The sequence below is a fragment of the Novosphingobium sp. PhB55 genome, assembly GCF_004368805.1.
GTDB lineage: Bacteria > Pseudomonadota > Alphaproteobacteria > Sphingomonadales > Sphingomonadaceae > Novosphingobium.
Map to the genome: position 1 here is coordinate 1 of NZ_SODQ01000026.1, position 1,352 is coordinate 1,352.

A 1,352-nucleotide genomic window follows, 5' to 3' on the forward strand; every position below is an offset into this window, starting at 1 on the left:
GATTGAGCAACCTCACGTATGGAAATTGAATCGGGTTGGGATCACGCATCCCGGCATTCCCATTTGATGTAGGCCTTGTTGTCGCAGGCCCATGTTTCGTCGATTTCGACGAGAACGGCGGAGACGAGGCGCAGAAGCGCCTCGTCGTTGGGGAAGACCCTGACCTTGACGGTACGGCGCTTGAGTTCCTGCTGGACGGCGCGCTCGATCGGGTTGGAGGTGCGCAGGCGCCGGCGATGGTGCTCAGGCAGGGTGAAGACAGCCAGGCCTTCGGGGATGGCATTTTCCAGCCATGAGGCGAGCTTGGGCGCGTTTTTGCTATAGCCCGCGACGAGCTCATCGAGCGCGGCCTGTGCCTTTGCCAGCGAGCCGGCGTTCCAGACGCTGCGCAGTTCGGCGCCGATGCGGGCGCGGATGGCGACATTGGGAGCGTGATGGATGGCATTGGCGGCGAGGTGGAACTGGCAGCGCTGCCAGGTGGCCGATCCAAGTACCGCCCGGCGAGCTGCGCGCAGGCCTGCATGATCATCGGAGACGATGAATTCGACGCCTCGCATGCCGCGCGCGACGAGGCCATCGAGGAAGCTGCGCCAGTGGACCTCGGCCTCCGACAGGGCAACGCTGACGCCGAGCACCCGGCGGCGCTCGTCAGATCCGATCCCGATCGCAGAGAATACCGCAGCATCGCGCACAACGCCGCCGTGGCGCATTTTCTCGTACCGCGCGTCGAGGATGAGGTAACGGATCTCGCCCAGTGGACGGGTCCGCCACGCTTGCAGCTCCTCGTCAAGTAGGGCTGCGGCGCGGCTGACCTGCGAAGAGGACATGCCTTCGATGCCAAATTCGCGCAGCACCGCCTCGGTCTGACGGGTGGAAACACCCTTCACGTACATCTCCGCCACAGCCAGCATGACCGCGCGCACGGAGCGGCACCCTCGCTCCAGCGATTGCGGGTAGAAAGGCTGGCCGTCATGACCGGCGGTCTTGGGAACTGCCACGTGCACCGGGCCCGCTGGCGTATCGATCCGCTTGGGCTTGTAGCCGTTCGCATAGCCACGCCGGTCGGGCGTTCGCTCATAGCGCTGTGCGCCCAGGAAGCGTTCACGCTCGATGCGCATGGCCATCTCGAAGGTGCGCGCGAACACGGCTGCAATCCCTTCGGGGCCGTGTTCGATCAACTGTTCCAGAACCGCTTCGATCGCTGTATCGTTCCGATTGTCCATTCGTCTGCTCCACGGTTGAGTAGTGTCTCTGTGGAATGCTGAAGATGGGCAGCCGGTGCCGGGGCATGCCCCGGCACCGGCTTAACCGTCCCGACCCGAATGAATTTCCAGACCTGTGGTTACACAACC

The 1,352-nt window shown here is 63.9% G+C and carries 1 protein-coding gene; it reads right to left on the reverse strand.

The features are described 5' to 3' along the window. Window positions 1-41: 41 nt before the first annotated feature. Window positions 42-1,223, reverse strand: coding sequence for an IS256 family transposase (locus EDF57_RS25335; RefSeq protein ID WP_134096397.1), 1,182 nt, complete (start codon window positions 1,221-1,223; stop codon window positions 42-44). Window positions 1,224-1,352: the final 129 nt, after the last annotated feature.

Bases quoted from the DNA above. Each gene is read 5' to 3' on its own strand.
- EDF57_RS25335 (WP_134096397.1), bottom strand. From the start codon at position 1,223: ATGGACAATCGGAACGATACAGCGATCGAAGCGGTTCTGGAACAGTTG.